At 47.7% G+C, this 3,697-nt stretch carries 4 protein-coding genes and 1 pseudogene; all 5 read right to left on the bottom strand.

All coding sequences use genetic code 11. The annotated features are described in order from the left end of the window. Positions 1 to 980, bottom strand: a 980-nt coding sequence (gene ribB, locus A3757_RS21965) for a 3,4-dihydroxy-2-butanone-4-phosphate synthase (protein ID WP_068740295.1), incomplete at its 3' end; no start/stop codon positions are given. 84 nt (positions 981 to 1,064) lie between these two features. Continuing rightward, positions 1,065 to 1,733: a riboflavin synthase gene (locus tag A3757_RS21960; protein ID WP_068511372.1), complete on the bottom strand. Its 669-nt coding sequence runs from the start codon at positions 1,731 to 1,733 to the stop codon at positions 1,065 to 1,067. Positions 1,734 to 1,753: 20 nt separating this feature from the next. Next, entirely contained in the window at positions 1,754 to 2,923 is a 1,170-nt protein-coding gene (gene ribD / locus A3757_RS21955; RefSeq protein WP_068511370.1) for a bifunctional diaminohydroxyphosphoribosylaminopyrimidine deaminase/5-amino-6-(5-phosphoribosylamino)uracil reductase RibD, read from the bottom strand. Continuing rightward, complete coding sequence (gene nrdR / locus A3757_RS21950; RefSeq protein WP_068509328.1) at positions 2,913 to 3,386, bottom strand: transcriptional regulator NrdR; 474 nt, start codon at positions 3,384 to 3,386, stop codon at positions 2,913 to 2,915. The genes ribD and nrdR overlap by 11 nt, the downstream gene beginning before the upstream one ends. Before the next feature lie 124 nt (positions 3,387 to 3,510). Further along, a pseudogene (glyA, locus tag A3757_RS21945) lies at positions 3,511 to 3,697 on the bottom strand (serine hydroxymethyltransferase); the annotation flags it as partial.

Genomic DNA, 3,697 nt, shown 5'->3' with positions numbered 1-3,697 from the left:
GTGCCCACTGTCAAATACGCCCCCGTTCCTGTCTGCGAAGGTGCTGGCTTGTTCACAAAAAATCCTGCCAAGCGTTCTTCCAAGTCAACAGCCGGGCCACCTAAAACTACTAAGGCGCCAGCGCCTTCTTCATTGATTCGCTCTAACGAATGCTGCATAGACCAACTCTGCGATCCTGGCACTTTAACACCTAAACTATCACGCAGGATATCAGGAGACTGAACCCGAATAACCGGCGCATCCACCTTTGATAAATCACCTCTTACAAACGCCATGTGAACATGACCTTGCAAGGTATCTTTATAAGTAATCAGATCAAATGTGCCATGCTCGGTCTCAACCTGATTCTCTTCTTGCTTAACAACGGTCTGCTCATTCAACGCCCGATAGTGAATCATGTCGGCGATTGTGCCAATCTTCAAATCATGCTCTTTTGCGAAGACTTCAAGATCAGGACGACGAGCCATAGTACCGTCTTCATTCATAATTTCGACTATAACTGAAGCCGCCTCAAAACCTGCCATACGAGCCAGATCGCAACCTGCTTCAGTATGCCCTGCTCGGCTTAATACACCACCAGGCTGCGCCACAATTGGAAACACATGGCCAGGCTGAACAATTTCACTTGGCTTAGTGTTACGTCCTACAGCTGTACGAATAGTGTGCGCACGATCAGCCGCTGAAATACCTGTTGTCACACCCGAAGCCGCTTCAATAGACACAGTAAAGTTAGTTGAAAACTGAGCATTGTTTGCGTGAGCCATCGGCGGTAAGCCGAAGAAGTCTGCCCGCTCTGCCGACATCGTCATACAGATCAAGCCTCTCGCATGTGTCGCCATAAAGTTAATATCTTCCGGACGAACCTGTTCAGCCGCAATCACTAGATCGCCCTCGTTCTCACGATCTTCATCATCCATCAATATAACCATTTTGCCTTGACGGATATCTTCAACTAATTCTTCTACGGTGTTGAGCTCCATTGAGCCTCCCCAGTGTTATTCATCTTAAAAGGCAGCGATATCGAAGGTGAAACGCTGCCTATTATTTAATACAGTGTAAAAGGTTTATCTTAAAAAACCATTTTGTGCCAGAAAGGCCTTATCCAAGTTGCCTTCCGTTTTCTGTTCAGTGACATCAGAAGAGCCTACCTGTAATAGGCGCTCAGCATAACGAGCCATCAAATCAACCTCTATATGAACTGATTGGCCAACCTGATAAGCGTCGATAGTCGTTTCGCCTGCCGTGTGTGGCACAATATTCAGCGAAAAGCCTTCTGCTAACAGCCCGGTTACCGTGAGGCTAACCCCATCAACCGTTACCGAGCCTTTGTTTGCAATATAGCGGCGAATTTCTTCTGGACTACGAATATCAAAACGAATCGAGCGTCCATCCTGCTTTCTGGCAAGCACTTGACCCACACCATCAACATGACCACTTACCAAATGGCCACCTAAACGTGTCGATAAAGTCAGCGCTTTCTCTAAATTAACCTTCGTACCCGCTTGAAACTCTTTGAGATTAGTATGCACCAAGGACTCTGCCGATACGTCTGCAGTAAACCCTTTTGAGTTCAAAGTTACTACCGTTAAGCATACGCCATTTACCGCAATACTATCGCCTAGCTTTACGTCCGACAGATCCAAATTGCCTGTCGAAATAGTTAAAACAAGGTCTCGCCCTTTTGATTCTGATCGCTCGATCACACCAAGCGCTTCAATAATTCCTGTAAACATCGCTTATCCAATCCTTTACGCTAGCGAGAGCCTGACACTTCAGCCGGCATATAAATCATTCGAATGTCCTGACCAACCAGCCTCAAGTCTTTTAAGTCCAGATCAATACTCTCAGACATTTTATCTAAACCAAGTTCAGCAAGCGGTCGAGCTTTACTTCCTAATAATTTTGGCGCCATGTAAACCAAGAGTTCGTCCCACAAACCCTGTTCAATAATGCTTCCCGCTAACAAGGCTCCAGCCTCTAGTAACACCTCATTGCACTGAAGCTCAGCTAATTTGGACATCACTTCTTGCAGCTCACTATGCGCATCATTTGAACTTGATGCAGAAGACAAGCGAAGCACATCAACAAAACCAAGCTGAGACACCTCCTGCGCTTCCTGGCTTAGCTCACTGGCCTCTGAAACACACCACAATATAGGCGTTTCCTGTTCTAATAGTCGAGCAGTCTTAGGCAAGCGAGCCTGACGATCAAGAATGACACGCAAAGGCTGAATTTTTTCAATTTCTCGGGACCATTCAGGATCAAGACCCAGTTCACTAGCTCTAACCGTTAGGGCTGCATCATCATGAAGAATGGTACCAATGCCACTAATAATAGCAGAGCTTCGGGCACGCAAACGCTGTACGTCAGAACGTGCAGCCGGGCCAGTTATCCACTGACTTTCCCCGGACTCCATGGCGGTACGACCATCAACACTGGTCGCCATTTTAATCCGAAGATAAGGCAAACCAGTTTCCATTCGCTTAATAAAGCCTTGATTAAGTGCCCGCGCCTCAGCTTCCATCAAGCCATAGCGTACTTTTATTCCCGCATCCTCCAGAAGTTTAAAGCCTCGACCTGACACCTCAGGATTCGGATCCAGCATCGCAGCAACCACCTCAGATACTTGAGCATCAATTAAGGCTTTAGCACAGGGAGGTGTTCGACCAAAGTGGCTGCAGGGTTCCAAAGTAACGTAAGCTGTCGAACCTTGCGCGAGTCCTCCCGCTTCAGCGAGGGCGTTTACCTCTGCATGCCCTGTTCCGGCCTTCTTATGCCAACCACGCCCCACAATTTGACCGCCCCTCACCAAGACACAACCTACCCGTGGGTTTGGCTGGGTTGTATACACCCCTTTATTGGCCAAGCGCAAAGCTTCAGCCATATAGTGAGCGTCATCTATTGAGAAAGCACTAAGCGTCATTTTTGGTATTCTCAGAACGAGCTAGCCGATCAACTTCTTCCTTAAATTCATTGATATCCTGGAAACTACGATAGACAGAGGCAAAACGAACATAAGCCACCTCATCCAGGCGACGCAGCTCTTTCATCACTTCTTCACCAATAGCAATCGCTTTTAGCTCTCTCTCGCCTGTTGCTCTCAATCGGGCCTTAATGTTATTGATCGCGCTTTCAATCGCCTCAATACTGACGGGGCGCTTTTCCAAAGCCTTGGTGAAGCCTCTGTTGAGCTTGTCCTCATCAAAAGGTTGACGAGTGCCATCCTGCTTAACCACTCTCGGCATCACCAGCTCAGCAGTTTCAAAGGTAGTAAAGCGTTCTTTACAAGACAGGCATTCACGGCGACGGCGAACCTGGCCGCCATCGGCAACCAGTCGAGAGTCGATAACTTTTGTATCCGTCGCACTACAGAAAGGACAATGCATCAAAAAACCTTTTGATTCAGAAGAAAGGCCAATTCAGAGCAGCAAGCCAACTAAACCACTAACAGCTGGCAGGCCAAAGGTGCAGAAATGAGGAAACGCCTCATCACCGCACCGGGTTAACTATTTATGCGTATACTGGGAAGCGAGCACAAAGGTCGATAACGTCCTTCTTAACACTTTCAATAGCATTCGTATCTTCAGCATCTTTAACCAAAGCGTCAATTACGTCACACATCCAGCCCGCTAGTTGCTGACACTCGGCAGCCTTAAAGCCACGACGGGTTACCGCTGGCGTACCGATACGCAAGCCA

It is taken from the genome of Oleiphilus sp. HI0117, assembly GCF_001635235.1.
Note: the sequence above shows the minus strand (reverse complement) of the source record. Positions and strands in the feature narration are given on the sequence as shown.